We start from the raw sequence: 24937 nt of genomic DNA, 5'->3' as shown, positions 1-24937 counted from the left end.
CGACATGAAACGCCAACTCATCTGCTTCCTCCTCCTCGGCCTCGCGGCCGTGCCCGCCTTCGCCAAGCCGAAGGTCTTCGCCTGCGAACCCGAATGGGGCGCGATGGTCACCGAACTTGCGGGCGACAAGGTCGACCTCAGCGTCGGCACCACCGCGCTGCAGGACGTCCACCAGATCGAAGCCAAGCCCAGCCTGATCGCGAAGGTGCGCCAGGCCGACCTCATCGCCTGCACCGGCAGCGACCTCGAAGTGGGCTGGCTGCCGCAGCTGCTCAAGCAATCCGGCAACTCGCGCGTGGCCAGCGGCAACGGGTACTTCATGGCGAGCGAGCAGGTGCAGACGCTCGAACGCCCCACCGCGCTCGACCGCGCCAACGGCGACATCCATCCGCGCGGCAATCCGCACGTGCAGCTCGATCCGTATCGCATGCTGAAGATCGCGAAGGCGCTCGATGCACGATTGATCGTGCTCGATCCGGCGAACACAGCGGTGTACCAGCAGCGCCTCGCGGATTTCTCGACGCGCTGGCAGGCCGCCATCAAGCGCTGGGAAGCGAAGGCCGCGCCGCTGAAGGGCAAGAAGGTCGTCGTGCACCACATCAGCTGGGTGTACCTCAACACGTGGCTCGGTCTGCAGCAGATCGGCGCACTCGAGCCGAAGCCCGGCGTGCCGCCGACCAGCGGCCACCTGTCGAGCCTGATCGCGACGACGAAGGCCGCGGGCACGTACGCGATCATCGCCGCCGCCTACCAGGATCCGAAGCCGGCGCACTGGTTGTCCGATCGCACGGGCGTGCCCGTCGTCGTGCTGCCGTTCTCCGTCGGCGGCGATGCGCAGTCGAAGGACCTGTTCGGCATGTACGACTCCACGATCGACAAGCTGCTGGGTGCCGCCAAATGAACCTCGACGGCCTGGATGCCAGCATCCTCGGACCTGCGTGCGTCGCGGGGCTCATCGTGTTGTCCACGCACGTGCCGCTCGGGCGGCAGGTGTTGTCGCGCGGCATCATCTTCATCGACCTGGCGATCGCGCAGGTCGCCGCGCTCGGCGTGATCCTCGCGCAGTACCTCGGCGTCGACGAACACGGCTACGGCGTGGAGATCGCCGCCGCCGTGGCGGCGCTCGCCGGTGCGGGATTGCTGGCATGGACGGACAAGCGCTGGCCGAAACTGCAGGAACCGCTGATCGGCACGTTGTTCGTGCTCGCGGCCACCGGCGGCCTGTTGCTGCTCGCCAACAACCCGCAAGGCGGCGAACACCTGAAGGACCTCCTCGTCGGCCAGATCCTGTGGGTGAGCTACGACCAGTTGTGGCCTGCCGCGCTCCTGTCGGCGTTGCTGCTCGCGTTCGTATGGTGGCGTCGCAACACGTTGACGGGCCTGGCGTTCTACGGCGCGTTCGCGATCGCGATCACCGTGTCGGTGCAGCTGGTCGGCGTGTACCTCGTGTTCGCCAGCCTGATCATCCCGGCGCTCGCGACCGTGGGCGGCAACGGCAGCCGCAAGCAACTGATCACGGCCTACATCATCGGCATCGCGGGTTACGTGCTCGGCCTGGCGTTGTCGGCGGTGTTCGACCTGCCCAGCGGCGCGTTGATCGTGTGGTTGCTCGCGGCCTGCGGCTTGCTGGCGCAACTCGTGCCCGCGGTGCGGAAAATGCATCCCGCGCGATGAGTGTTCGGATGGCGATCATCGCGTCGATGATCGCCATCCTGCGTCACGCACCGTCGCTCACTTCGGAACGACTTCGTACAACGCACCGCCCAGGCCCGTGCTGCCCACCGCCTGGCGCTGGTTCACGACGAACTGGAAGTCCTTGAACCCACCGACGAAGAGCCGCTTGCCGGCCGGATCGGTGTTGATCGACGTGAAGAACAACGGCTGCGTCGACGTCAGGCCCGCAGCCGACAGGTCGACGTTGAACACGTGCACCGCATTGGCGCGTTGCAGCTTCGCGCGATTGACGCTGGCGTACATCAGCTGCCCTTGCGGCGGCGACTTGTCGAAGGTGATCCAGTCGATGAAGACCAGGTCGCCCTTCAGGCCGGGGATCCTGTCGCCGAGGTACAACGCCGACCCCGTGTTGGCGTGCGGATGGTTGGTGGCCGCATCCAGGTGCGAGTACACGACGAGCGGCCGGTAGTAGTTCGGCAGGTGCGTCGCTTCCACGGCGTACATGATCGTGCGCGCGGGATCGTCCGACGTGGCCGCGAGCGACGTCGGGAAGTTGCCCTCCCACGCGCGGAACCCGAAGTTGATGCCGTAGTGATCGAAGCCATGCAGGAATTCGATCGTGTCCTGCCCGGTGTTGGCGAGGTACTTGATCCAGCGGAAGCCGTCGCCCGCGGGCTCGCTGGTCTGCTCGTAGTGCACCTTGCTCGGATTGCGCAGGCCCTTCACCAGCGTCTTGAACGCATCGGCCGGCACGCCGCGCGCGGCGAGGTCGGCGAAGGTCGCAACGGGCGCGGTGTTGCGGAAGTCCATGCCCGCCAGCTTCGCCAGGTCGATCTTGATCAGCTTGCCCGACAACTGGCGGTCGTCCTGCGCGATGTTGTTCGGGTCGTACTCGCTGCCGCCGTCGCCGAGGCCGAGCACCAGCGTCTTGTGCTCCGGCGACCACACCAGCGACTGGAAGCCCGTGTGGTTGAAGTAGGGCCGCTTGAGCTTGAGCAGCGTGCGCATGAACTTCGGCACGCCGTCCACCACCTTGTATTCGTCGAGGTAATCGACGTGGTCGTAGCGCGCCATGTTCCAGGGCTGCGTGGTGGAGACCGTCCACTGGAAGAAGTTCGGCGGATTGCTGAACTGGCCGATGTTCGAATACCAGATCCAGAACCGGCCATTCGTCGCGAAGGCGGGATCGGCGACGAAGCCGAGCAAGCCACGCTCGTCGTACGTGCCCGGGGTGGGGTAACCCAACCCGGCGAGGGCCGGGATGCGCGCACCGAGCATGCCGACCTTCGGCCGGATGTCGAGGAACACCGACGCATCGTGCGTGCTGAGCGACGCCAGGTTCTTCCGCATCAGCACGCCGGGCTGCGTGCAGATGAAGACCCAGTTGCCGACGACGTTGATGTCGGTGACCAGGTGGAGCCTGTCGACGACGGGCACCAGCTTCACCGAGATCGCGGGGGATGCGTCCTGTGCGCGCGTGCCGGCCGGGCACAAGCCTGCAACAGCGATCGCGAGGGCGACCGCGATGGTGTTGAGTTGCTTCATGACACCTCTCCTTTGCGGCATCGACCCGGCCCTGCGAGGGAGGCAGGGCGCGGGCGAAGTGCCAAGGTGTCAGTAGCGGCGATCCGCGGATCGGTTCATCGCGGAACGCAGACCGGGCGGCTCATCCATTCGACGAGCCGCCCGGCGGTGTGGCGCTTACTCGGCCGACACGGCCTTGCGCGGCAGCTTTTCCGGACGCGTCGCCGCGTTGTATGCGAACGAAGCAACGATCGCGGACGCCTGCTTCAGGTCTTCGGCGACGATGTGGTCGAGCACGTCCAGGTCGCTGTGGTGGACGTTGGTGAAGTAGTCCAGGCCGTCCTGCACGAACTGGAAGCCCGGCAGGCCGATCGTGTCGAACGACACGTGGTCCGTGCTGCCCGTGTTGCGCTGGGTGACGATGGTGGCGCCCACGTCGTTGAAGGGCTTGAGCCAGGTTTCGAAGATCGGCGCGACTTCCATGTTTTCCTGCGCGTACACGCCACGGATCTTGCCGCCGCCGTTGTCGAGGTTGAAGTACGCGGCGAGCTTGCCGTAGTCGCTGCCCGGCTCGAACTTGCCGCGCGGGTTGCGCAGCATCACCGGCATCGCCTTTTCCTTCGGATCGGCCGGGTCGGCGAACTTGCCGAAGTGGCGCGACACGTAGTCGGCCGAGCCCAGCAGGCCCTGCTCTTCACCGGTCCACAGCGCGACGCGGATCGTGCGGTCGGGCTTGGCGCCGACGGCCTTCAGGATGCGCATCGCTTCCATCATCACCGCCACGCCCGCGCCGTTGTCGGCCGCGCCCGTGCCGGCATGCCACGAATCCATGTGCGCACCGATCATCACCACTTCGTTGCGGTGCGGGCCGGTGCCGGGGATTTCGGCGATGGTGTTGTAGGCGGGCTGGTCGGTGTCGGTGGTGAAGCGCGCATCGACGTTCATGCGCAGGCGCACCGGCGCCTTGCGGTCGAGCGCGCGCATCACGGCGTTGAAGTGTTCGGCGGCCATCGACAGCGACGGCACGCCGACGGATTCGCCGGCCTTGCGCGAGCCGCCACCGGACAACAGGATGATCCCGTTGTCCCAGCCGCTCTGCGTGACCGACGCGATCGCGCCTTCGTCGACGAGGAACTTGTTGAGCTGCGGCGCGAACTCAAGGCGCTGGCGACGGCGTTCGCGCGCTTCTTCGCGCGCGCCCGGCTTCTGGTCGGCCGGGACGGCGAGCGCCTTCATCGCGTCGAGCGTGGCGTCGGTCTCGCGATCCCAGTCGGGCTTTTCGCCCGGCTTGTACGCGCGCGCTTCGCCGAGGAAGACGATCTTGCCCTTCAGCTTGCCGCGGAACTTCTCGAAGTCTTCCTTCTTCTCGATCTTCGCGGCGACCACGTCGCCTTCGATCGGACCGTTGGTGCCTGGCGTCCACGCCTTCGGCAACGCATGCAGCGGGAACGCGCGCGGCGTGAGCATCTCCACGTCGGCCGAATGGAATTCCCAGCCGCGGCCGAAGGGCTCGGCCATGGCCTCGTCGTGCACGTTGGCCAGGCCCCACTCGTCGAACTTCGAACGCGTCCACGCGTTGGCCTGCACCATCGCCGGTGAATTGGTGAGGCGGGGCCCGACCTGCTCCGTCAGGTGATCCAGCAGCGCCATGGCCTGCGAATGGTTGAAAGCTTCCTGGCGGATCTTGCTGGTCATGGCCAGGTCGACGCGTTCTTCGGCGTGCAGCCCGCCGACCAGCATGACGGCCGCGGCCGCCAACAACATGCGCTTCATGGATTCCCCCCGAGGGAACGGCAAAGCAGCGAGTCTGCCATCGCAAGCGGCCGCGGCCGCTGGCCCATCAGTCATGGGCGGGCGTGACCCAGGTCCTCTACGCGGAGGCTTAACGGGCCTGCGGTAGGCTCCGCCGCTCAACCGAACGCCAGGAGGCCGCGCATGATCCCGAAGCTCCAGCCCTGCCTGTGGTACGACGGCACCGCCGAAGACGCCGCGCGTTTCTACGCCGCCACGTTCCCCGACAGCCACGTCGGCGACATCATGCGCGCCCCCGGCGACTACCCCGCCGGCAAGCAAGGCAACGTGCTGACGGTGGAGATGACGATCCTCGGCCAACCGTTCCTGCTGTTGAACGGCGGACCCGAATTCAAGTTCGACGAAGCGGTGAGCTTCCAGGTCGCCACCGACGACCAGGCGGAAACCGATCGCTACTGGAATGCGATCACCGGCAACGGTGGGCAGGAAAGCATGTGCGGCTGGTGCAAGGATCGCTGGGGCCTGTCGTGGCAGATCACGCCGAAGCGCCTCACCGAGTACATGAAGCAGGGCGGCGACACGGCCGCGCGCGCCTTCAAGGCGATGATGACGATGCGCAAGATCGACATCGCCGCGCTCGATGCCGCGGTGAAGGGCTGACGCGCCAGTAGTTCTACGGAAGCACGCCGCGTCCGACCGGCCTACAGTCCGCGATGAACCGATGCCGCCCGGGGCGGTATCTGCGTAGATCGGGGCCACTGTGGTCGAGTCGGCGAGGTGCGCCATGCGAACTCAACAACACACACTCCGCGCCTGGTGCGTGGTCGTGCCGGGGCTGCTGCTGTCGACGTCGGCGTTCGCGGCCAACCACGTCGTCAACGCGAACACGAACATGACATTCACGCCGGCCACGATCACGATCGCGGCCGGCGACACGATCACGTTCCACAACAACGGCGGCATCCACAACGTCGCGTCCGATCCGGGCGCGATCACCGGCTTCCGGTGCGCCAATGGCTGCGATGGCGCAGGCGGCAACGGCAACCTCAGCAGTGCGGCATGGAATGCGACCGTGACGTTCCCGACCGCCGGCACCATCCGTTACCACTGCGAACGGCATGGCGCTGCCGGCGGCGTCGGCATGTCCGGCGTCATCACCGTCACGCCCGCGGTGCGCAAGAGCGACTTCAACGGCAACGGCCGCTCCGACATCCTGTGGCGCAACACGAGCACGGGCGCGAACGTGATCTGGCTGTCGGCGGCATCGGGTTCGCCGCAGGCGGTGACGACGCTGGCGGTCGCGTGGCGCGCGGTGGGACTGGGCGATTACAACGGCGGCGGCCGCTCCGACATCCTGTGGCGCAACACCAGCACCGGCGCGAACGCGATCTGGCGGTCCGGCCTGTCGTCGACGCCGCAGACCGTCACCACGATGGCGAGCCAGGCGTGGATCGTCGCGGGCTCGGGCGACTACAACGGCGATGGGCGCGCCGACATTCTGTGGCGCAACACCAGCACCGGCGCGAACGTGATCTGGCGCTCCGCGTTGTCGAGCACCACGCAGGCCGTCACCACGCGCACCATCGCGTGGACCGTCGTCGGCAACGGCGACTACAACGGCGATGGGCGTTCCGACATTTTGTGGCGCGACAACAGCACCGGCGCGAACCTGATCTGGTTGTCGGCCAATTCGGCGACCACGATGGCGGTGACCACGCGCACGACGGCGTGGAGCGTCGTGGGCTCCGGCGATTACAACGGCGATGGCCGCAGCGACATCCTGTGGCGCAGCACCAGCGGCGCGAACCTGATCTGGCGCTCGGCCAATTCGGCGACGACGCAGGCGGTCACGACGATGGCGACCGCATGGCGCGTCGTGGGCTCCGGCGACTACAACGGCGACGGCCGCGCGGACATCCTGTGGCGCAACACCACCACGGGCGCGAACATCATCTGGCGTTCGGCGAGCTCGGCGACGACGCAAGCGGTCACGACGATGGCGAGCCAGGCGCAGACGGTGGTGGGCTTCACGGAGTAGCGCGGGACGATGGAACGTCGAGGCGCTGCGCGGGGTTCATGACGGGGCCCCGGGCGGCGCCTTTGCGCATGCCTTATCCTCCGCCGCACCTGCCCCCGAGGAGAGGAACCCCGATGAACCCCGTCCTGAAGCTTGCCGCGACCGTCGCCGTCGGCCTCGTCGCGTTCGCCGCGCCTTCGCTGGCGGCATTGAAGGTCGACACCAAGGCGCCCGATTTCAGCGCGCAGGCCTACCTCGCCGGCAAGCCGTTCAACTTCAAGCTCGCCGATGCGCTGAAGAAGGGCCCGGTGGTCGTGTACTTCTTCCCGGCCGCGCACACCTCGGGCTGCAACCTCGAGGCGCATTTGTTCTCCGAGGCCATCGACCAGTTCAAGGCCGCGCACGCCACCGTGATCGGCGTGACCGCCGGCAACGTGGACCAGCTGGCCGACTTCTCGAAGGAAACCGAACACTGCGGCGGCAAGTTCGCCGTCGCCGCCGATCCGGGCGCGAAGATCGCCAAGCAGTACGACGCGATCCTGGCGCAGAAGCCGGAATGGTCGGACCGCACGTCGTACGTCATCGCGCCGTCGGGCAACATCGCGCACGTGTATTCGGACCTCAACCCGAACAAGCACGTGAAGGAAACGCTGGACGCGGTGAAGGCGCTCGCACCGGCGAAGGCTGCGAAGAAGTAACGCGCATGATTCGCGTCGCGCCCGACGAACGGCGCGACGCGCAACATTTCCCTAACCCGCGCGGGCGAAAGGCTTCCTATCCTGTGCGCCCACCCGCGCACCGGGAATGCCGCATGCCCGCCAGCCGTTCGGAACTCGACGCCGCCCTGTACCAACTGCACGCCGCACTGCCGCTGTGGCGCGGGATGAAATCCGGTGACGCGCTCTTCGACCATTACGGCGAAAAGCTCGCGGAACTCGTGTCGGAGGTCGCGCCCACCGACCGGCATTACGCCGTCGCGCAGGCCAGCGACCTGATGGCGGCGGTCGACGCGCGCCGGACGAGCTAGCGCCGCGCATGAAGCCGCTCCGCGCGATCGACCCGGGCCGTCGCCTGCTCCTGGAAACGGCGGCGCTCGGCGTCGCGGCTTCCCCGTTCGGCTTCATGCAGGCGGCGAGGGCGCAACCGGACACACCGACTTCGATGCGCACTTTCGCGAACATGCAACAGGTACGCGCCGGCGTCCTCGACATCGCGTACGCCGAAGACGGACCGAAAACGGGCCCGCCCGTCGTGCTGCTGCATGGCTGGCCGTACGACATCCACAGCTATGTCGATGTCGCACCGCAACTGGCCGCGCGCGGCTATCGCGTACTCGTTCCGCACCTGCGCGGTTACGGCAGCACGCGGTTCCTGTCGCCCGACACGCTGCGCAACGGACAGCCTGCTGCGCTCGCCGAAGACGTGGTCGCCTTCATGGACGCGCTCGGCATCAAGCAGGCGGTGTTCGGCGGATTCGATTGGGGCGCGCGCTCGGCCGACATCGTCGCGGCGCTGTGGCCCGAACGCGTCAAGGCGCTCGTGGCGGTGAGCGGCTACCTGATCGGCAGCCAGCAGGCGGCGCAGGCGCCGCTGCCGCCCGAAGCCGAACTGCAGTGGTGGTACCAGTACTACTTCGCGACCGACCGCGGTCGTGCGGGCTACGAAAAATACCGCCACGACTTCGCGAAGCTGATCTGGAAACTCGCTTCGCCGAAATGGGCGTTCGACGACGCAACGTTCGATCGCAGCGCCCAATCGCTCGACAACCCCGACCACGTCGATATCGTGATCCACAACTATCGATGGCGGCTGGGCCTGGCGAAGGGCGAAGCGAAGTACGACGCCATCGAAGCGAAGCTCGCCGCCTTCCCGCCGATCACCGTCCCGACGATCACGCTCGAAGGCGACGCCAACGGCGCGCCGCATCCCACGCCCGAGAGTTACGCGAAGCGCTTCACCGGCAAGTACGCACATCGCTTGCTGACGGGTGGCATCGGGCACAACCCGCCGCAGGAAGCGCCCGCGGCGTTCGCGCAGGCGATCGTGGAGGCCGATCGCCTCTGACCGGCGTTACTTGCGCAAATACGCTTCGATCACCGGGATCAGCTGGCCCGGTTGTTCTTCCATGATCCAGTGCCCCGAATCCTTGATCACCGCACCGTCCACGTGCGTGGCCACCGTCGCGACTTCCGTCTGCATCGACTCGCCGTACGAGTGATCGCCGCCGATCGCCAGCACCGGCATCGGCAGTTTTCCGCCCTTCGCGAACAATGCCTGGTTGTCCTTCGCGTCCTGCGCGAATGCGCCGAACTGGCCACTGAAGGCATCGTGGATCGCACCCGGGCGCGCATACAGCGCGGCGTAGTGGTTGCGCGTCGCCTCGTCGATGCCGGCCGGGTTCGCCGACAGTTCGTTGTAGAAGCGATCGAGCAGGATGCGTTCGCGCCCAGCGACCAGGCGCTCCACGTCCGGCCCGCGGAAGTTGAAGTGCCACGTCTTCGGATTGGTGATCTGCTTGTCCCAGCTGCCGAGCCCCGGCAGCGGCGCATCGATCACGACCCAACGTGTGACGCGCGCAGGGAACTGCGCCGCGAGTGCGTAACCCACCATGTTGCCGATGTCGTGCGTCACCAGTTGCACGCGGTCGACCTTCAACGCATCGAGGATCCCGATGAGGTCGCGCGCCTGCGCGGTCTTCTCGTAACCCGTTTCCGGGTGCGACGACAGGCCCATGCCGCGGAGGTCGGGCACGATCACGGTGTGGTCCTTCACCAGCTTCTCGGCCAGCGGTTGCCACATGTCGCCCGTGTCGCCGAAGCCGTGCAGCAACAGCACCGCCGGCCCGTGCCCGCCGACGCGCACGTATTGCGTGCCGCCGGTGACTGCCATGTCGGTGCCGTGGAAGGCGGCCGAATACGGATGCACTTCGGCATGCGCGGGTGCGACCAGGGAGAACAGGCCCAGGCATGCGGCCAGGGCGCCACGCACCAGGGTGTCGCGGACATGCGCGTTCAGCAGGTTCATGCAGGGCTCCTCGGCCAGGACGTCCTCGGGCCGAGGAGCGCGTCGCCTCAATGTACGCCCTGCGCCGCCTGCGCGATGAGCCTGGCCACCGCCGCCGGCTGAGACACGTAGATCGCATGGCTGCCGGGCACTTCGACGACGGTGGCGCCTGCGCGCTTGGCCATCATCTGCTGCGCGGGCGGCGGGATCATGTGGTCGTCGGTCGCCACGAGATACCAGCTCGGCTTCGACTTCCACGCGGGCGTGGTCACCGCGCCCGCCAACGCTTCCACGCCCCACGGCACCTGCGAGTCCGCCATGAACTTCGCATCCTCGGCGGGGATGTCGCCGGCGAAGGATGCGGCGAACTTGTCGCGGTCGAGGAACAGGAACCCATCCTGCGGCGGCAGGATCGGCGGCACCGCTGCGCCCGGTGGTGGATTCGCGATCAAGGTCTGCACCGACTCGCCCTGGTCGGGGGCGAAGGCCGCGATGTAGACCACGCTCTGGACCTTCGGATCCGTCCCGGCCTCCGACACGACCACGCCGCCATACGAATGCCCGACGAGAACGACGGGACCATCCTGCTGTGCGATGGCGCGCTTCACCACGGCCACGTCGTCCGCGAGCGTCGTCGTCGGGTTCTGCGCGATCGTGACGTTGAAGCCGTCGTTCTTCAGCAGGTTGTAGACCTTCTGCCATCCGGAACCGTCGGCGAAGGCGCCGTGCACGAGGACGACATTCTTCGCGGCGTTCGAAGCGGCAGGCGTGGACGTTGCAGGCGACATGGCGATGACCGTTGCGGGGGAGGGAACCTGCGACGTTCCCGGGGCCACGCGGCGTCAGGCAATGACCCGAACGGGGGAGGGTCGGGCGGGGAGTGGACGACCATGATGGGTGACTACGCGTCGCGATCGGGAACGCCCATGCCCAGCCCGCTGGTCACCGAGCTCTACACCGCCCACGTCCGCACCGTCGGAGGTCGCGAAGGGGCAGGAAAGACCAGCGACGGCACGCTCGACCTGCAGTTCGCCACGCCCGGCAGCGGCAAGCCCGGCACCAATCCCGAACAACTCTTCGCGCTGGGCTACTCGGCGTGCTTCCTCAGCGCGATGCACATCGCCGCGTTGCAACGGAAGATCAAGTGGCCGAAGGACGCGGCGGTCGACGCCGACGTCACGCTCGGCAAGACCGCCAGCGACGAGTACCAGCTGCACGTCACGATGCACATCGACCTGCCCGGCCTGGACGACGAAACGAAAAAAGCGCTCGCCGAGGCAGGCCACCGGACCTGCCCGTATTCCCGCGCGACGCGCGGCGACATCGAAGTGGAATTCAAGGTGAAGTAAACGAGGAAACGACATGAAGGTTTCGATCGCGATGCAGACCGCCGTCCTCGGCGCCCTCGGCCTGGGACTCGGCGTCGCGTTCAACGCGCTGTCCGCACAGGGCCCGGACAAGTACTCGCTCAAGTCGCCGAGCGATATCGCATTCGCCGACTTCAAGGGCTACGAAGACTGGTCGCTCGTGTCGTCGGCGCGCACCGACGAGGTACTCAAGGTGATCGTCGCCAACCCGACGATGATCAAGGCCTACAAGTCCGGCATCCCCGGCAACGGCAAGCCGTTCCCGGAAGGGTCCAAGATCGCCAAGCTGCAGTGGTCGCCGAAGAAGAGCACCGACGCGCAGTTCGTCGTCGACGTGCCCGACCAGTTCAAGCAGGCCTTCCTGATGGAGAAGGACAGCAAGCGCTTCCCGAAGACCGGTGGCTGGGGCTACGCGGTCTTCAACTACGACGCGAAGACCGACACGTACACGCCCGACGCCACCAGCAAGGCCGACTGCGGGCAGGCCTGCCACCTCAAGGTGAAGGACAAGAACTACATCTTCCACCCGTACCAGAAGCGTTGATGCAGGCACGGCGCGGGCCGTGAGAGCATGCGCGGCCCAGGGGTGGAGTGCGGGATCCAAACGTGAATGGCCCGACGACAGCGTTCGACCCGATTGCGTTGCTGGAAGCGGTCGATTGGCGCAGCACGCCGCTCGGCGCCCGGTCGCAGTGGCCGGCCACGCTCAAGTCCTTGCTCGCGCTGATCCTGCGCAGCCACCGCCCGCAGTACCTGGTGTGGGGGCCGGATCGCCGGTTCTTCTACAACGCGGCCTTCCTGCCCGTCATGGGCATCAAGCATCCGCAGGGCTTCGGCCAGCCGATGTCGGAGGTCTGGCCCGAGGTCTGGCACGAGATCGAACCGCTGGTGTCTTCGTCCATCGACGAGGGGGCATCGCACTTCTTCGAGGATCGTCCGTTCGTGCTGCAGCGTCATGGCCACGATGAGCAGACGTATTTCAGCTTCTCGTACACGCCGGTCGAGGACGACGAAGGCCGCATCGCCGGCCTGATGTGCGTCCTCAACGAGCGCACCGACGCGATCGAAGCCGAGACGCGCCAGCGCGCGCAGATGCGGCGCATGCAGGAGCTGCTGCAGCAGGCGCCGGGCTTTGCGTGCGTGACGTACGGGCCGACGCACGTGATCACGATCGTCAACGATGCGTACGAACGCCTGGTCGGACAATCGCGCGATGCGCTGATCGGCCGGCCGGTCGCCGAGGCGTTGCCCGAAGTCATCGACCAGGGCTACGTCACCTTGCTCGACCACGTCTTCCGCTATCGCGAACCCTTCGTCGGCCGTTCGCTGCCCGTGCGCCTGGCCAGGCCCGATGCGACGACCGAGGAACGCATCCTCGATTTCGTCTACCAGCCCATCCTCGATGGCAACGGGTCGATGGACGGGATCTTCATCCAGGGCTCGGACGTCACCGCGCGCGTGCGTGCCGAGACGGAGCTGCGCCGGAGCGAACAGGCGCTGCGCGATGCCAACGCCAACAAGGACCGCTTCCTCGCCGTGCTGGGCCACGAACTGCGCAATCCGCTGGCGCCCATCCACACCGCGACGGAACTGCTGCGCCATCTCGTGCGCGATCCGCGCGCCACGCAATGCATCGACGTCATCGCGCGGCAGACACGGCACATGACGGCGCTGGTCGAAGACCTGGTGGACATGGCGCGGATCACCAACAACCTGATCGCGCTCGACCGCAGGCCGGTGGACCTCAACGCCATCGTGGAGGGGGCGGTCGAACAACTGCGCCCGAGTGCCGCGGCGCGCGACCACGCCGTGGTCACGCACCTGGCCGATCGCGACGTGGTGGTGGATGGCGATGGCGTGCGCCTGACGCAGGTCGTGACCAACCTGCTGTCCAACGCCATCCGTTACACGCCCGTCGGCGGCAGCATCCGGATCACCGTGTCACGCGACAACGCCCGCGCGCGCATCGACATCGAAGACAACGGCGAGGGCATCGCACCGGAATTGCTGCCCGAACTCTTCGAGCCCTTCGTGCAGGCGCACCGCGCCACGGATCGCGAGCACGGCGGCCTCGGCATCGGCCTGACGCTCGTCAAGCGCCTCGTCGAGGCGCATGGCGGGGAAGTCGAAGTGGCGAGCGAAGGGTTGGGGCGCGGCAGTCGCTTCACGGTGCGGTTGCCGCTGGCGTCCTGACGACGCCCCGCCACCGCAGCAACGCCCACCCCACTACCGCCATCCACGGATACGCGGCCAGCGCGAACCCGCGCTGCCACCACCCGACATTCCCGCGCGTCGCCAGGTCGCCCGCGCCGAACATCACCGCGAGCAACGCGAAGCCGGCGATGGCATTCAACGCGAGGATCAGCGCGACCCACCGCTGGTCGCGCGGTGCGTTGCACAACGCGATGGCGGCCAACGGCGCGCCCAGCAACACGAGCCGTCCCAGGTTGCATGCCGCCTGTGCGTCCGGCAGCGGGAACCAGCCGCCGAACAGGAACGCCACGCCGTTGGCCGCGACCACCACGGCCAGCAGCAGCGCGAGTACGTGGCCGGTGCCGACCGATCGCAACCCGCGATGCATGCCGATGGCCGCGAGCAACCCTGCAATGCCGCCCAGTAATGTTCCCGCGTGCGCGTTGCCCGGGGCCATCATCGCGGCCAGCAGCAACGTGCCGAAGTACAGGGCGGCCACGGCGGATCAGTCGCGTTGCGTGCCGCACTGGCACGGCTTGCCTTGCTGGCAACCGCAGGTGCAGGCGGACGCAATCTTCGGGGCGGCCTGGCAACCACACGTGCAGGCGGCGCCGATGCAGGCGGGGGTGCAGGGGCAGGACTTGGCGTCGGTGTTCATGGGAGATCCTCGTTAGGACTGGCAGGCCCGTTTGGCCTTGGTGCAGTCTGGCGATGGGCCCCGTCGTAATCTTGAACAAACCGGCTGACCGCATCGCGCGTATGGATGAGTCCCGCAAGCGTCCCGTCACGGGCATCGGCCGCGTCATCGGCTGGCCGGGCGGGAGCCTGTGGATCGGGCGGCATGTCGCGCAGGTGCAGGACCACGCGCACCACGCGATCCAGGTGTCGCTGGCGATGGCGGGCGACTTCCGCATCCAGGGTGCCGGGTGGCCCGAACCGCGCGCAACGCGGGGCGTCGTGGTGATGCCGGATCGACGGCATCGCTTCGATGGCGCCGGTGCGACGATCGCAACCTTGTTCGTCGAGCCGAATTCAAAGCGCGGTGCGGCCTTGCGCACGCGCTTCGCCGGTTTCGATCTGTGCCTGTTGCCGGACGACGAAGTGCGCGACGCCGTGCAATTCGTGCAGGCGCATTACGAAGCCGCGGCGCCCGACGCATTGTTGCTGCAGGCCGCGCAGGGCGCGGTGTGCAGCGTGGCCGGCAATCCGCCCGCGGCGCCGGTCGACGATCCGCGCATCACGTCGGCGATCGAATGGCTGCAGGCACGGCTTGCGACGCCGATCCGCCTCGATGACGTCGCCGCCGCCGTGCATCTGTCGCCCAGCCGCTTCCGCCATCTGTTCGCATCGCAAACCGGCACATCGCTGCGCGCGTGGTTGTTGTGGGCGCGGATGGAGCACGCGGTGGAGTCCGCGTTCCAGGGCCGATCGTGGACCGACGCCGCGCACGAAGCCGGCTTCGCCGATGCAGCGCACCTGACGCGCACGTGTCGTCGCGTGTTCGGATTGGCGCCGACGATGCTGGTGCCGGAGCAAGTCAGCGGGAAGTGACGCGTCTGTGCGTCAGCGCCGTCCAGTGCCGAACAGGGCCGATGCCGCGGCCTGCACGCCCTGCATCGCCGCGCGATACGGGCCGGGGCCATGGCTGATGCGCTTGACGCCGGCCTGCGTGAGCGCGGCGAGGTCGGGCAATCCCGGCCACATCATCACGTTCACCGGCAATGGCGTCGATGCGCAGAGCGCGCGGATCTCGTCGATGTTGGCGAGCCCCGGCGCGAAGAAGCCGGACGCCCCCGCGGATGCGTAAGCGGCCGCACGCGCCTTCGCCGCCTCGAGTCGTTGCTCCGGCGCGAAGCCATCGTCGAAGTACACATCGCTGCGCGCATTGATGAACATCGGGATCCCGCGCACTTCGGCCATCGCGCGGATCGCCGCGATGCGCGCGCTCTGCGCCTCGATGGAATACAGGCCCTTGCCCTTGACGACGCGGTCTTCGAAGTTGATGCCGACGACGCCCAGGTCCAGCAGCCGCGCGACGTTGTTCGCGACGGTCGCGCCGTCCTCGGCGTAGCCGCCTTCGAAGTCCACCGTGACCGGCACATCGGGCACCTTCGCGACGATCCGCGGCACGATTTGCGCGAGCACGTCGAGCGGCAACGCTTCCCCATCCTCGTAGCCCTGCGCCGCAGCGATCGCCCAGCTGCTCGTTGCGACGAGCGGCGACCCGGCCTCGCGGATCGCGCCCGCGCTGCCGGCATCCCACGCGTTGTAGACGACGAGCGGGGCGGCCTGTGCGTGGAGGGTCTGAAGGCGTAGGGCGAGGTCGGCTTGCATGGGCGTGCGTCCTGTGTGATCAGGCAGCCACGATAGCCGCGCCGCCGCGGCCCCGCTGTCGGAATCTTTAGGCCAATGGCTTCCGCATCCGCCACATCCGCCGGTAGTGCGGCAGCATGTGCGAGAAGGGCAGCATCGTTTCGCCGACGATGGAAAACCCATGCTTCTCGTAGAAGCGGATCGCGTCGAGGCTGCTGTCCATCACGTGCAGCCAGGCGTAGCGCTTGTGGCGTTGCTGCGCGACGTCGATCGCCGCGGCCAACATGAATCCGCCGAGGCCCTGGCCCGCGCAGTCCTGCGACAGGTAGATGCGTTCGACTTCCAGTCCGCCGGGTTCGCCGGCCAGGTCGCTGTCGAGTTTCAGTTTCAGATACCCGACGCGGCGGCCGTCGAGCGCGAGGAAATCGAAGCGCGCGTTCGGATCGCGCAACTCTTCCTGCATCTTCGCGACGCTGTACATCGCGTCCATGTACCAGGCGCCGGCGTCGTCCCACAGGTACGTGAACGTCTGCGGATAGATCTCGTAGCACAGCGCCGACAGCGCGGGCGCTTGATCTGCTTGGACCGGGACCAGCGCCACACCTCTCACACGCGTCGCACCCGGAACTTCTTCGCCTTGATCTTCCCGTCCTGCAACCGCTTCAACGCGCGCTCCGCGTGCGCGTGCTGGATCGCGACGTAACTGCGCGTGGCGAACACGTCGATCTTGCCGATCACGTCGCCCTTGAGCCCGCCTTCGCCAGTGAGCGCGCCGACGATGTCGCCCGGGCGCAGCTTGTCGGTGCGTCCGCCGTCGATGCGCAGCGTTGCCATCGGCGCACGCGGCCCGACGTTGGCGCGCAACGCGGCCATCGGCGGGCGCTGCGGCTGGACGCGCATGTGCAGGGCTTCTTCGATCACGCGCAGGCGCGGTTGCTCGCGCGGCGTGCACAGCGTGAGCGCCAGGCCATCGCGCCCGGCGCGGCCGGTGCGGCCGATGCGATGCGTGTAGGTGTCGGCGTCGTGCGGCACGTCGTAGTTGACGACCGCGCCGAGGTCCGCGATGTCGAGGCCACGTGCCGCGACGTCGCTGGCCACCAGCACCGTGCAGCTGCGATTGGCGAAGCACACCAGCACTTCCTCGCGATCGCGTTTCTCCATGTCGCCGTGCAGCGCGAGCGCGGAGAAGCCGAGGTGCGACAGCGATGCGACCACTTCTTCCGTATCGCGGCGCATGTTGCAGAACACGACGGTGTTGTTGGCGCCGTGCTCCAGCAGCAGGCCGGCGAGGGCGGCGGGTTTCATCGCCGGTTCGACTTCATAGAAGCGCTGTTCGATCGGCGCCGCCTCGGCCGCGCCCTCCACCGTGACTTCCACCGGTTCGCGCATCGTGGTGCGCGCCACTTCGCGCACGGCGTCGGGGAACGTCGCGGACAGCAACAGCGTCTGGCGCGTCTTCGGCGTCGCCTTCACGATCTCGCGGATCGGCTCTTCGAAGCCCATGTCGAGCAGGCGATCGGCTTCGTCCAGCACGAGCACCTGGATGCCGCGCAGGTCCAGCGCCTTCTTGCGCAGCAACTCCTGCACGCGGCCGGGCGTACCGACCACCACGTGTGGTGCATGCACATCGAGCGACGCGAGTTGCGGCCCGAGTGCGACACCGCCCGTCAACGTCAGCAGTTTCAGGTTCGGCATGCCGCTGCCGAGCTTGCGCACCTGCTTGGCCACCTGGTCGGCGAGTTCGCGCGTGGGGCACAGCACCAGCGCCTGCGCGCGGAACTGCGACAGGTCGATGCGCGACAGCAACGCCAGCCCGAACGCCGCGGTCTTGCCGCTGCCGGTGGGCGCCTGCGCGATGACGTCCAGGCCCGCGAGCAGCGAAGGCAGGCTGCGCGCCTGGATGGGCGTCATGCGGACGTGCCCCAGCGCCTCCAGGCCCTGCAGCAACGCGGGGTCGAGCGGGAGATCGGTGAATTCGAGGGCTTCGGTCATGGCGCCATGATAGGCGACGGGCCCGCTTTCACAGTCCCGCGCCCCAACGGTGTTGCCAGGCCATGCCGATCGCATCGAAGTTGTTGCCGGTGCGCGCCGAGACGCCACTGCTGGCGGAGAACTTGATCGAGTCCAGCCGGCCCAGCGGCATCGCCAGCGTGGCGCCCACGCGCCAGTTCTGCTGCAGGTCGTTGCCCACCACGCCGTCGATCTCCGAGCGGCCGCCGGCGAAGTACGTGACATCGAAGGACGTCCACACGCCCGAGGCGAACCCGTAGATCACGTGGCCCTGCAGCGAATAGAGCGGATCCTGCGATCGCGTCCTGCCGCGGTAGAAGTCGCGGTTGTCGGTGAAGAAGACCGCCGCCGCCTGTGCTTCGAGCGTCCAGGATCCGAGCGCCTTCGACACTCCGACCTCGGGTTTGAACGACCACCGGTTGCTGCCGATGTTGACGATGCGGCCGGGGTCGTACTGGCTCCAGGGCGGCGACACCTGCAGGCTCGCGCCGACGATCAGGTCCTGTTTCCACGCGCGGAACTCGCGCAAGCCCAACGCAGGCGCACCGAAGAAATTCACCGAAACCCGGAACGCCGGTTTGCCGAATCCGCTGATGTCGCGTTCCACCGACTGGCCCTGGTAGTCCGCCGTGCCGCGCAGGTGCGTGTACGGCACGATCATGTCGAACTTGCCGGAGCGGCCGCGCAGGTCGAACACCCGCGCATAGGCCACGACGGTCGACGTCGTGCGGAGGTCCGCATTGGTGATGGGCAGGGAATCGAGCGACAGTCCGCCGCGCGTCGCGACGCCGCCGGCGATGAAGAAATTGACCCCGACCGGCGCGTTGGAATACGCGCGCGGCTCGATGTCCTGTGCGCGCGCCGTCTTCGCCGCCAGGCAGGCCGCCAGCAAGCAGGCGGTGATGGCGAAATGCTTCAGCGCGGCGTACAGCGTGCCCGGCATGCGATCGACCGCCTTGCGTGGCGAACCTGGGCGTTACCTTACCGCAGCGGATTGAAGGCGACGTCGCGCGCCGGTATGGTGCCCCGCATGCACCGGTCCCGCCTCTGCGCCCTGCTGATCGATTGCCGCACCGACGACATCGACGCCGCCGCCCGCTTCTGGTCCCACGCCCTCGGCCGCGAGATCGACCGCGACCATCCCGGCACGCGCGGCAACTACGTCATGCTCGCCACGCGGCCCGAAGAACCGATCGTGCAGCTGCAGCGCGTGGCGCACGAAAGCCGCGTGCACCTCGATATCGAAACCGACGACATCCCCGCGGAAGTGGCACGCCTGGAAGCGCTCGGCGCGTCCGTCGTGCAACGCCTCGAACGCTGGGTGGTGATGCAGGCGCCGACGGGCCAGCGCTTCTGCATCGTGCGCGTGCAACGCCCCGGGTGGCCCGAAGGCGCGACCACCTGGGCGTGATTACAGCGCGGGGATGAGATCGCGCGTGAGCAGCTTGAACGTGAGCAGGTGCGGCTGGCGTTCGTTGTAGTTGGTGGTGGTGATCACGACGACGGCATGCTGCTCCGGCAACAGGAACACCGTGTTGCCGCCCGTACCCGCCATCGCCGGCAGCGTCATCACCTTGTCGCCAACGGGCACCTTCATCAGCCACCACAGGTATCCGTAGTCCGCTTCCTCGCCCTTGGTCGCCTGCGGCGACAACGACGCGCGCACCCACGCTTCGGGCATCACCTGCTTGCCGTTGGCGCGGCCGCCGTCGAGATACAACTGGCCGAGCTTCCACAGATCGCGCGTGCGCAATCCCAGGCCGCCGCCCGCCTGTGCCAGGCCCAGCGGCGAGAACTGCCACTCCGGCTTTTCGATGCCCAACGGATCGAACAACCTGCGCTGCGCGTACGCCTGCAGCGGTTCGCCCACGGCGGTCTGCACCACTTCGCCCAGCGTGGTCACGCCCGCGGTGCAATAGCGGAAGCTGCGGCCGTGCGGCGAATCGGCGGGCTTCGGCATCCACGCGGGGAAGCCCTGCACCGGCAGGTCCGCGTAGAACTGCACCCAGTCCTCGATGAGATACATGCGCTCTTCGTTGCCGCGCGAGAACTCGGTTTCGTCGTCGCACTCCACGATGGACGACATCGTGAGCAGGTCCTCCACCGTGATCGCATCCTTGCGCGGATCCGGATTGGCCATGCGTGCGCGGCGCGCCGGCGGCAGCACATCGAAGATGCGCGCGGACTTGCCCGGCAGGCGTCCGTCGGCGATCGCCAGGCCCGCGAGCATGCCGGCCACCGTCTTCGTCGCCGACCGCGTGTTGCGGCGGCCTTCCGCGCCATCCTTGTCGAAGTAGTGCTCGTAGACGACCTTGCCGTCCTGCGCCACCAGCACGCTGGTGATCGCCTTGAATTCGCCGGCCTCGATGGCCTTCTGCGCAGCCCCGAAACGCGCGGGATCGGCGGCGGATGCGTTGAACGTGACCGTTGCAAGACAAAGACACAGCAAAGCGCGATGCATGGGAGCCTCCTTGGCGATGGCGGGACTCTATCGCTTCGCCAGCCCCGCATCTTGTATCCGCGCAACCTCGGTGCGCCCCAGCGCCAGGCGACGGAACGCGCCCGGCGTCATGCCGAACTCGGCGACGAAGCAGCGATGCAGGTGGCTTTCGTCGACGAAGCCCAACGCCGCCGCCGTGCGGGCGAGCGTGCGGCCGCGCGCGATCTCCGACACCGCGCGATGCAGGCGACGCTTGCGCACGTACTCGCTGGGCGCCAGGCCGAAGCGCTTGCGGAATGCGCGCGCGAGGTACACCGGATGCAGGTCGGCGATCGCGGCGAGTTCGGCGAGCGTGGGCGGTGCGAGATCGCTTTCGAGGCGATCCAGCACGCGTTGCAGCTTGTCCTCCGCACCGGGCGCGGCGGGCTTGCGCTGCGCATCGATGACCAGTTCGCTGAAGACCGATTCGATCGCCAGCGGCGAGGCGTCGTCCCAGTCCCACACCTCGCGCAGCAACTGCATCGCGCGCGACAGCGAGGGGCGCGGCAGGCGCACTGCCTGGTCGCTGACCGGCACGCCATCGCTCAGCCGCGCGAATGCCGCCTGCGGCATCGTCAATGTCAGGAACAGGCCATCGCGCGACCGGAACCGGTCGCGATGTTCCGTGCCCGGCGGATTGAACAGCAGCGCAGGTTCCGCGCACACCGCCGGCATGCCCGCGGCGTCGCTCACGTAGTCGCCGGCCAGCAACAACACCAGGTGCATGTCGGTGTGCTGGTGGCGGTGGATGTCGTGTTCGGGGATCGTGGGGCGCAGGTGCGCGATCGCCAGCTCGCTGGTGGCCTGCTGGCGCAGGGCGAAACCGCGGACACCGAGTTGCGCTGCAGGCGAGGGCGGGGGCGGCATGCGCGCAGCATAGCGCCGCCCGGGACCGCACCGGCGGCCTGCGCGCGCAGGCCGTCCAGTGCAGGCGACGGCATCAGCCGGTCGTGGTGGCGTTGGCGGAGGCGTAGGCTTCGTTCAACTTCTTCGCGCAGTCCTCGCAGCACACCTCGACGGTCTGGCCGCCGATGCGCACCTGGATCGCGTTCTCGTCGAGCGGGTAGTCGCAGGCCGCACAGGTCTTCGTGTTGGTCATGGCAGTGGCTTCGTTGGTCGCCCGCGATTGGGCGACGCCATTGGACCGCCATGCGTCCGGCGCGACTATCACAATCTTTAGCGATCGCTAGCGGTGCAGCGCCGACTGGCGGAATTCCGACGGCGAGCGCCCGTACGCCTGCTGGAACGCGGCGCTGAAATGGCTGTGGCTCGAGAAGCCGAGGTCGAGTGCCAGTGCACTGAGATCGTCGTAGTCGGCGAGCAAGGCGAGCGCGCGCGCCAGGCGCAGGCGCAGCTGGTAGCGATACAACGGCACGCCTTCCACCTGCGCGAAACTCTGCGTGAGATACACGGGCGACACGCCGACTTCGGCAGCGACTTCCGCCAGTGTCCAGCGACGCGCGAGGTCGCTGGTGAGCACCAGCTTCGCGCGATCCACCAACCGTTGCCGCGCCACGCTCGCGCCCGCTGCGTGCGTGGTGCGCGGCCCGAGCGCGCGTTGCACCAGCGTCAACGCGAGGCTTTCGGCTTCCAGCGGTTCGGCGATGCCTTCGCGCAGGCTGTGCCGCAACAACGCCACCAGTGCCTGCGCGCGCGGATCGATGCGCAGGCGTGGCATGCGGAAGGCGAGGGCGTCGCCGTGGCGTAGCAGGTCCTTCGGCGCCATCTCGCGCAGCATCGCGTCGGCGACGTGCACGACGAGGCTGGCATCGCCGCCGGGGATCGGATGACTGACCTGGTAGGGATCGCCCGCGTTGAAGAACAACACCTGGCTCGCGTCGGCGACCACTTCGTCCTCGCCCACGTGCCGCACGTAGGTGCCGCGGTATGGGAACACCAGGTGCGTGCGCGCCGACGTCTCGACATCGCTGCGATGCGTCGACTCGCCCGCGCACACGACATCGCTGACGGTGACGGTCGGGGTCTGCAGCAGCACGTCGACGGAGAATCCGGACACGGGGCGGCTCGGGGGAAGCGCGGCCGACAGCTTGCCATCACCGGGCCATCACCGCAGCGGCGTTCAATGGCGGCATCGCACCGCTGGAGGCAACCGCCATGCGCACCTTCCTCGCAGGCCTGGGCCTGGCCCTGGTCGCCACCGTCGCGCTCGCCGCGGGCACGAGCAACAAATGGCGCCTGCAGTTCAGCGGCGGCGCGGACTCCGACGGCCGCATCGTCCTGGAAATCACGCCCGCCGAAGGCGAGCCGATGCGCGCGACGGCGGAGATCAGGAAGGGCCGCGGCGAGAACGCGGTGGCCCGCGACGTGCGCGATGCGTTGCGCGCGCAGGTCGGCAAGCGCTACCACGTGGAAACCGACGACGGCGAAGACGTGCTGGTCAAGAAGCGCCGCGGCGAACGCGACTTCATCGTCACCATCGTCGAGAACAGCGTGCAGGGCGTCCGGATCAATCCGGAAACCGAATAGCGCAAGATCCGGATAGCGGCCCGGGCGGGCGCCCGCGACACTGGCGCATCGCTCACGCCACGGTCCGCCGATGCTCACGCTCTACGACTACCTGCCTTCCCAGAACGCCTGGAAAGTCCGCCTGCTGCTCCATCACCTGGGCACGCCGTATCGCACGGTGCCCGTCTCGATCTTCGAGGGCGAAGGCCAGGCGCCGTGGTTCCTCGCGATCAACCCGACCGGCAAGGTGCCCGCGCTGCAACTCGAAGACGGCCGCACGCTCGCCGAATCGAACGCGATCCTCGCCTACCTCGCCGACGGCACGCCGTATCTGCCGAGCGATCGCTTCACGCGCGCGAAGGTGCACCAGTGGTTGTCGTTCGAGCAGGAAAACGTGGAGTCCGTGATCGGTGCGCTGCGGCACTGGACGTTGACGGGCAAGCTGGCGCGCCGCGCGCCCGACATCGTCGCGGCGAAGCGCGCCGGCGCCGCGCGCAGTTTGCAGCGGCTCGACGACGCGCTGTCACGCACGCCCTTCCTGGCGGGCGAGGACTACACGATCGCCGACATGGCGGTGTTCGCGTACGCCAGCCGTGCGGAGGAGGCGAACGTCCCGCTCGCCACGTTCCCCGCCGTGCGCGCCTGGATCGCGCGCGTCGAAGCGCAACCCGGCTTCCTGCACGAGATGCATCCGTATTCGATCGATCCGCACTCGGCGGAGGAGTTGCCCTAGACGAGCGAGCGGTGCCGCGTCGTCGGCATCGCTTTCGTCGCGAGCAGGAAGTACACGATCGGCACCAGTTCGGCGACGAACAGGCTGCCGACCGCGCCGCGCCAGCCGAACAGGCCGATGCCGACCACCGCGCCGGCGATGCGCAGGAACGCGCCCAACCAGTGCCCGCGCGAATACACGTTGCCGTGCCCCGACACGATCGCCGCATTGCCCAGCATGCCGCGCGCGAATCCGAGCAACGGCAGCCAGCACAACCACGTCGTCACGGATGCGGCCATCCCATAGTCGGGCCCCAACGCGCGCAGCAGCGGCGCCGCGGCCAGCAACACGCCGCCCACGAGCACGGCATACAGGCCCGAGGTAAGCGTCTCCTTCCGCCACAACGCGCGACGGACCTGCGGGTCGGCGTGCAGCAGCTGGGGCAGGGCGTCGGCGACGGTCGCATGCAGGGGCACGCACAACAAATCCACCAGGCGTTGCGCGAGGAACAACGACCCCGCGCCGCCCGGCGCGATCATCCGCATCGCGAACGGCTTGTCCGCATCGTTGATCACGCGGTTGGCCGCGCCGCCGCTGTCGTAGCGGAACCCCGTACGTAGCAGGCGGAACAACGCATCGAACGCACGCGGCGCATTGCGGCGCGGCACGCTGCGCATCCCGACGACCGCCGCGACGAGCGCGATCACGAACGACACGCCGACCCACATCGGCAGTGTCAGCTCGATCGCGGCCACCAGCGCCACGATCGCCACGAGCAGGCGCACCGCATGCGGACCCACGCGCCAGGCCGCCATCGCCTTGCCGTGGCCGATCGCCTGGAAATGCCGCACGACCATCTCAATGAAGCCGGCGAGCACGATCTCCGTCAGGCCCACCACGAACCACAGCGCCGCGTGCTCCCACTCGCCCGCGAACGCGCCCATGCACACCGGCACCAGCGCCGCGCAGCCCGTGCCCATGACCAGCAAGGCGCGCTGCCACACGTTGCCCAGGCCCTCGCGGGAACAGCCGAAGGCCGGATGGCTGTTCAGATAGACGAAGGCGGGGCCGGCCACCAGCAGCGGCGCGAGCATCGAGGCGATGGCGTAGGCCGTGGCGTAGCGCCCGTAGTCGTCGAGCCCCAGCAACCGGACGATGAGCAGCAAGGTGGCCGCCTGCAGCGCGGCGGACAGCCACGGCCAGCCCGCCAGCCGGAAGGCGCGCACGTTCAAGCAGGCATCCGGGATGTCATGCCGTCCATGGTAGGGGTATCCATCCGGGGATCGAGTAGGTTCAACCCTCCAACGTGAAAGCGGCGGGAGGCAGGCCGTTTGGGGACATCCCCAGGTCCCCGGTCCCCGGTCCCTGGTCCCGAATCGCACTGCATCCACATTCGCAACACCACCGTATCCAACGCACATCCATCG

At 68.0% G+C, this 24937-nt stretch carries 28 protein-coding genes; 14 read left to right on the top strand and 14 right to left on the bottom strand.

Annotated elements, in window-relative coordinates; all coding sequences use genetic code 11:
• Positions 1–4 precede the first annotated feature (4 nt).
• Entirely contained in the window at positions 5–901 is an 897-nt protein-coding gene (locus LYSHEL_RS03570) for a metal ABC transporter substrate-binding protein (protein WP_213435737.1), read from the top strand.
• A complete protein-coding gene (locus tag LYSHEL_RS03565; protein ID WP_213435735.1) occupies positions 898–1674 on the top strand; it encodes a metal ABC transporter permease in 777 nt (258 codons plus the stop codon). Before LYSHEL_RS03570 ends, LYSHEL_RS03565 begins: the two co-directional genes overlap by 4 nt.
• A gap of 57 nt (positions 1675–1731) precedes the next feature.
• Here LYSHEL_RS03565 and LYSHEL_RS03560 read toward each other — a convergent pair whose 3' ends face one another.
• Positions 1732–3219: a PQQ-dependent sugar dehydrogenase family protein gene (locus LYSHEL_RS03560; protein ID WP_213435733.1), complete on the bottom strand. Its 1488-nt coding sequence runs from the start codon at positions 3217–3219 to the stop codon at positions 1732–1734.
• Between the two features lie 156 nt (positions 3220–3375).
• Complete coding sequence (locus LYSHEL_RS03555) at positions 3376–4971, bottom strand: M20/M25/M40 family metallo-hydrolase (protein WP_213435731.1); 1596 nt, start codon at positions 4969–4971, stop codon at positions 3376–3378.
• Between the two features lie 162 nt (positions 4972–5133).
• Here LYSHEL_RS03555 and LYSHEL_RS03550 point away from each other — a divergent pair, with 162 nt between their 5' ends.
• From LYSHEL_RS03550 to LYSHEL_RS03530, 5 genes are all read left to right on the top strand, one after another.
• Positions 5134–5610, top strand: coding sequence for a VOC family protein (locus tag LYSHEL_RS03550; protein WP_213435729.1), 477 nt, complete (start codon positions 5134–5136; stop codon positions 5608–5610).
• Positions 5611–5734: 124 nt separating this feature from the next.
• Positions 5735–6988, top strand: a complete 1254-nt coding sequence (locus LYSHEL_RS03545; RefSeq protein ID WP_213435727.1) for an FG-GAP-like repeat-containing protein — start codon at positions 5735–5737, stop codon at positions 6986–6988.
• 113 nt (positions 6989–7101) lie between these two features.
• Positions 7102–7665: a peroxiredoxin gene (locus tag LYSHEL_RS03540; protein ID WP_213435725.1), complete on the top strand. Its 564-nt coding sequence runs from the start codon at positions 7102–7104 to the stop codon at positions 7663–7665.
• 113 nt (positions 7666–7778) lie between these two features.
• A complete protein-coding gene (locus tag LYSHEL_RS03535) occupies positions 7779–7994 on the top strand; it encodes a hypothetical protein (RefSeq protein WP_213435723.1) in 216 nt (71 codons plus the stop codon).
• Positions 7995–8002: 8 nt separating this feature from the next.
• On the top strand, positions 8003–9031 hold the full coding sequence (locus tag LYSHEL_RS03530) for an alpha/beta fold hydrolase (protein WP_213435721.1): 1029 nt from the start codon (positions 8003–8005) through the stop codon (positions 9029–9031).
• Between the two features lie 6 nt (positions 9032–9037).
• On the opposite strand, the gene LYSHEL_RS03525 is transcribed toward LYSHEL_RS03530, so the two are convergent.
• Complete coding sequence (locus tag LYSHEL_RS03525; RefSeq protein ID WP_213435719.1) at positions 9038–9991, bottom strand: alpha/beta fold hydrolase; 954 nt, start codon at positions 9989–9991, stop codon at positions 9038–9040.
• 47 nt (positions 9992–10038) lie between these two features.
• The gene (locus LYSHEL_RS03520) at positions 10039–10758 is read right to left on the bottom strand and encodes an alpha/beta hydrolase (protein ID WP_213435717.1); all 720 of its coding nucleotides are present in this window, start codon (positions 10756–10758) and stop codon (positions 10039–10041) included.
• Positions 10759–10896: 138 nt separating this feature from the next.
• Here LYSHEL_RS03520 and LYSHEL_RS03515 point away from each other — a divergent pair, with 138 nt between their 5' ends.
• The 3 genes from LYSHEL_RS03515 to LYSHEL_RS03505 all read left to right on the top strand — a co-directional run bounded on the left by LYSHEL_RS03515 (position 10897) and on the right by LYSHEL_RS03505 (position 13530).
• A complete protein-coding gene (locus tag LYSHEL_RS03515) occupies positions 10897–11319 on the top strand; it encodes an organic hydroperoxide resistance protein (RefSeq protein WP_213435715.1) in 423 nt (140 codons plus the stop codon).
• Between the two features lie 13 nt (positions 11320–11332).
• A complete protein-coding gene (locus tag LYSHEL_RS03510) occupies positions 11333–11881 on the top strand; it encodes a cytochrome P460 family protein (protein ID WP_213435714.1) in 549 nt (182 codons plus the stop codon).
• Positions 11882–11943: 62 nt separating this feature from the next.
• A complete protein-coding gene (locus LYSHEL_RS03505; RefSeq protein WP_213435712.1) occupies positions 11944–13530 on the top strand; it encodes a sensor histidine kinase in 1587 nt (528 codons plus the stop codon).
• On the opposite strand, the gene LYSHEL_RS03500 is transcribed toward LYSHEL_RS03505, so the two are convergent.
• Positions 13502–14029, bottom strand: a complete 528-nt coding sequence (locus LYSHEL_RS03500) for a hypothetical protein (protein WP_213435710.1) — start codon at positions 14027–14029, stop codon at positions 13502–13504. The two genes, LYSHEL_RS03505 and LYSHEL_RS03500, sit on opposite strands and share 29 nt — an antisense overlap.
• 260 nt (positions 14030–14289) lie before the next feature.
• Here LYSHEL_RS03500 and LYSHEL_RS03495 point away from each other — a divergent pair, with 260 nt between their 5' ends.
• Complete coding sequence (locus LYSHEL_RS03495; RefSeq protein WP_213435708.1) at positions 14290–15081, top strand: helix-turn-helix transcriptional regulator; 792 nt, start codon at positions 14290–14292, stop codon at positions 15079–15081.
• Positions 15082–15093: 12 nt separating this feature from the next.
• On the opposite strand, the gene LYSHEL_RS03490 is transcribed toward LYSHEL_RS03495, so the two are convergent.
• The 4 genes from LYSHEL_RS03490 to LYSHEL_RS03475 all read right to left on the bottom strand — a co-directional run bounded on the left by LYSHEL_RS03490 (position 15094) and on the right by LYSHEL_RS03475 (position 18796).
• Positions 15094–15864: an isocitrate lyase/PEP mutase family protein gene (locus LYSHEL_RS03490; protein ID WP_213435706.1), complete on the bottom strand. Its 771-nt coding sequence runs from the start codon at positions 15862–15864 to the stop codon at positions 15094–15096.
• Positions 15865–15931: 67 nt separating this feature from the next.
• Positions 15932–16444 carry a GNAT family N-acetyltransferase gene (locus LYSHEL_RS03485; protein WP_213435704.1) on the bottom strand — a complete coding sequence of 171 codons (513 nt, stop codon included), beginning with the start codon at positions 16442–16444 and terminating at the stop codon, positions 15932–15934.
• Positions 16445–16449: 5 nt separating this feature from the next.
• On the bottom strand, positions 16450–17835 hold the full coding sequence (dbpA, locus tag LYSHEL_RS03480; RefSeq protein WP_213435702.1) for an ATP-dependent RNA helicase DbpA: 1386 nt from the start codon (positions 17833–17835) through the stop codon (positions 16450–16452).
• 28 nt (positions 17836–17863) lie between these two features.
• Positions 17864–18796, bottom strand: coding sequence for a transporter (locus LYSHEL_RS03475; protein ID WP_213435700.1), 933 nt, complete (start codon positions 18794–18796; stop codon positions 17864–17866).
• An 87-nt stretch (positions 18797–18883) separates the two neighbouring features.
• Between LYSHEL_RS03475 and LYSHEL_RS03470 the strand changes: the two genes are divergently transcribed.
• Positions 18884–19264 carry a VOC family protein gene (locus tag LYSHEL_RS03470; protein ID WP_213435698.1) on the top strand — a complete coding sequence of 127 codons (381 nt, stop codon included), beginning with the start codon at positions 18884–18886 and terminating at the stop codon, positions 19262–19264.
• Here the strand turns inward: LYSHEL_RS03470 and LYSHEL_RS03465 are convergent, their stop codons facing one another.
• The 4 genes from LYSHEL_RS03465 to LYSHEL_RS03450 all read right to left on the bottom strand — a co-directional run bounded on the left by LYSHEL_RS03465 (position 19265) and on the right by LYSHEL_RS03450 (position 22349).
• Positions 19265–20314 (bottom strand): serine hydrolase domain-containing protein, encoded by a 1050-nt coding sequence (locus LYSHEL_RS03465; protein WP_213435696.1) that lies wholly within the window; start codon positions 20312–20314, stop codon positions 19265–19267.
• Positions 20315–20341: 27 nt separating this feature from the next.
• Entirely contained in the window at positions 20342–21199 is an 858-nt protein-coding gene (locus LYSHEL_RS03460; protein WP_213435694.1) for a helix-turn-helix transcriptional regulator, read from the bottom strand.
• 73 nt (positions 21200–21272) lie between these two features.
• Positions 21273–21431, bottom strand: coding sequence for a hypothetical protein (locus LYSHEL_RS03455; RefSeq protein WP_213435692.1), 159 nt, complete (start codon positions 21429–21431; stop codon positions 21273–21275).
• 87 nt (positions 21432–21518) lie between these two features.
• Positions 21519–22349 (bottom strand): helix-turn-helix transcriptional regulator, encoded by an 831-nt coding sequence (locus LYSHEL_RS03450; protein WP_213435690.1) that lies wholly within the window; start codon positions 22347–22349, stop codon positions 21519–21521.
• Positions 22350–22447: 98 nt separating this feature from the next.
• Between LYSHEL_RS03450 and LYSHEL_RS03445 the strand changes: the two genes are divergently transcribed.
• Entirely contained in the window at positions 22448–22819 is a 372-nt protein-coding gene (locus LYSHEL_RS03445) for a hypothetical protein (RefSeq protein WP_213435688.1), read from the top strand.
• A gap of 70 nt (positions 22820–22889) precedes the next feature.
• A complete protein-coding gene (locus tag LYSHEL_RS03440) occupies positions 22890–23531 on the top strand; it encodes a glutathione S-transferase family protein (protein WP_213435686.1) in 642 nt (213 codons plus the stop codon).
• Here LYSHEL_RS03440 and LYSHEL_RS03435 read toward each other — a convergent pair.
• Positions 23528–24742 (bottom strand): lipopolysaccharide biosynthesis protein, encoded by a 1215-nt coding sequence (locus tag LYSHEL_RS03435; RefSeq protein WP_213435684.1) that lies wholly within the window; start codon positions 24740–24742, stop codon positions 23528–23530. The genes LYSHEL_RS03440 and LYSHEL_RS03435 overlap by 4 nt on opposite strands.
• Positions 24743–24937: the final 195 nt, after the last annotated feature.

It is taken from the genome of Lysobacter helvus (assembly GCF_018406645.1).
Lineage (GTDB): Bacteria > Pseudomonadota > Gammaproteobacteria > Xanthomonadales > Xanthomonadaceae > Noviluteimonas > Noviluteimonas caseinilytica.
This window is presented reverse-complemented; position numbering and strand designations above follow the sequence as displayed.

Excerpts from the sequence above, each read along its gene's own strand:
- LYSHEL_RS03455 (WP_213435692.1), bottom strand. The coding sequence starts at position 21,431 with ATGACCAACACGAAGACCTGTGCGGCCTGCGACTACCCGCTCGACGAG.
- LYSHEL_RS03545 (WP_213435727.1), top strand. The coding sequence starts at position 5,735 with ATGCGAACTCAACAACACACACTCCGCGCCTGGTGCGTGGTCGTGCCG.
- LYSHEL_RS03490 (WP_213435706.1), bottom strand. The coding sequence starts at position 15,864 with ATGCAAGCCGACCTCGCCCTACGCCTTCAGACCCTCCACGCACAGGCC.
- LYSHEL_RS03525 (WP_213435719.1), bottom strand. The coding sequence starts at position 9,991 with ATGAACCTGCTGAACGCGCATGTCCGCGACACCCTGGTGCGTGGCGCC.
- LYSHEL_RS03440 (WP_213435686.1), top strand. The coding sequence starts at position 22,890 with ATGCTCACGCTCTACGACTACCTGCCTTCCCAGAACGCCTGGAAAGTC.
- LYSHEL_RS03460 (WP_213435694.1), bottom strand. The coding sequence starts at position 21,199 with ATGCCGCCCCCGCCCTCGCCTGCAGCGCAACTCGGTGTCCGCGGTTTC.
- LYSHEL_RS03535 (WP_213435723.1), top strand. The coding sequence starts at position 7,779 with ATGCCCGCCAGCCGTTCGGAACTCGACGCCGCCCTGTACCAACTGCAC.
- LYSHEL_RS03445 (WP_213435688.1), top strand. The coding sequence starts at position 22,448 with ATGCGCACCTTCCTCGCAGGCCTGGGCCTGGCCCTGGTCGCCACCGTC.
- LYSHEL_RS03540 (WP_213435725.1), top strand. The coding sequence starts at position 7,102 with ATGAACCCCGTCCTGAAGCTTGCCGCGACCGTCGCCGTCGGCCTCGTC.
- LYSHEL_RS03515 (WP_213435715.1), top strand. The coding sequence starts at position 10,897 with ATGCCCAGCCCGCTGGTCACCGAGCTCTACACCGCCCACGTCCGCACC.
- LYSHEL_RS03550 (WP_213435729.1), top strand. The coding sequence starts at position 5,134 with ATGATCCCGAAGCTCCAGCCCTGCCTGTGGTACGACGGCACCGCCGAA.
- LYSHEL_RS03465 (WP_213435696.1), bottom strand. The coding sequence starts at position 20,314 with ATGCATCGCGCTTTGCTGTGTCTTTGTCTTGCAACGGTCACGTTCAAC.
- LYSHEL_RS03520 (WP_213435717.1), bottom strand. The coding sequence starts at position 10,758 with ATGTCGCCTGCAACGTCCACGCCTGCCGCTTCGAACGCCGCGAAGAAT.
- LYSHEL_RS03470 (WP_213435698.1), top strand. The coding sequence starts at position 18,884 with ATGCACCGGTCCCGCCTCTGCGCCCTGCTGATCGATTGCCGCACCGAC.
- LYSHEL_RS03555 (WP_213435731.1), bottom strand. The coding sequence starts at position 4,971 with ATGAAGCGCATGTTGTTGGCGGCCGCGGCCGTCATGCTGGTCGGCGGG.
- LYSHEL_RS03530 (WP_213435721.1), top strand. The coding sequence starts at position 8,003 with ATGAAGCCGCTCCGCGCGATCGACCCGGGCCGTCGCCTGCTCCTGGAA.
- dbpA (WP_213435702.1), bottom strand. The coding sequence starts at position 17,835 with ATGACCGAAGCCCTCGAATTCACCGATCTCCCGCTCGACCCCGCGTTG.
- LYSHEL_RS03510 (WP_213435714.1), top strand. The coding sequence starts at position 11,333 with ATGAAGGTTTCGATCGCGATGCAGACCGCCGTCCTCGGCGCCCTCGGC.
- LYSHEL_RS03565 (WP_213435735.1), top strand. The coding sequence starts at position 898 with ATGAACCTCGACGGCCTGGATGCCAGCATCCTCGGACCTGCGTGCGTC.
- LYSHEL_RS03570 (WP_213435737.1), top strand. The coding sequence starts at position 5 with ATGAAACGCCAACTCATCTGCTTCCTCCTCCTCGGCCTCGCGGCCGTG.
- LYSHEL_RS03475 (WP_213435700.1), bottom strand. The coding sequence starts at position 18,796 with ATGCCGGGCACGCTGTACGCCGCGCTGAAGCATTTCGCCATCACCGCC.
- LYSHEL_RS03495 (WP_213435708.1), top strand. The coding sequence starts at position 14,290 with ATGGATGAGTCCCGCAAGCGTCCCGTCACGGGCATCGGCCGCGTCATC.
- LYSHEL_RS03560 (WP_213435733.1), bottom strand. The coding sequence starts at position 3,219 with ATGAAGCAACTCAACACCATCGCGGTCGCCCTCGCGATCGCTGTTGCA.